Origin of the sequence: Pseudovibrio sp. Ad26 (genome assembly GCF_001623285.1) — a bacterium.
Taxonomy (GTDB): domain Bacteria; phylum Pseudomonadota; class Alphaproteobacteria; order Rhizobiales; family Stappiaceae; genus Pseudovibrio; species Pseudovibrio ascidiaceicola.
Window position 1 is genome coordinate 1 of sequence record NZ_LMCE01000115.1, and the last position, 536, is coordinate 536.

The 536-nt window shown below is 48.7% G+C and carries 1 protein-coding gene; it reads left to right on the forward strand.

All coding sequences use genetic code 11. From position 1 onward, the window contains the following. Nucleotides 1–15: 15 nt before the first annotated feature. A partial coding sequence (locus tag PsAD26_RS23060) for a DEAD/DEAH box helicase family protein (RefSeq protein WP_244278316.1) occupies nucleotides 16–536 on the forward strand: 521 nt, incomplete at its 3' end.

Genomic DNA, 536 nt, shown 5'->3' on the forward strand with positions numbered 1-536 from the left:
CTTGGATTGGAGGTCATGAGGCGAGTAGGCCAGCCTGCGTTAATTCTTGCCCCGACGATTACGATCCGCAATCAATGGATAGAACGCCTCACATCCTTGTTTTTGCCAGAGGATGAAGAGCGGCCTGATTGGATATCAAAAGACATCAGAAAACCAAAATTTCTGACTGTGATCACCTATCAGGCTCTTCATGCTGCATTCTCGAATGAGGACGTCGACGAAGAGCTTCAAGACGCAGAAGATGAAGCAGAAGATCAGCCAAGGGTAACCCAGTCTAAGTCAGTTGATGTAATTGCACTGCTTGCTGAGCAAAATGTGAATGTGCTCGTGCTGGATGAAGCGCATCATCTACGGAATGAATGGTGGAAGGCGCTCATCAAGCTGAAAGCTGGCTTAGTGAAGCCCAAAACCGTCGCATTGACCGCTTCTCCTCCGTATGATGTCGACTTTAAAGAGTGGCAGAAGTACGAGGAGTTGTGCGGCCCAATAGATGCTGAGATTTCGGTGCCTGAGTTGGTGCAACGCGGTGATTTATG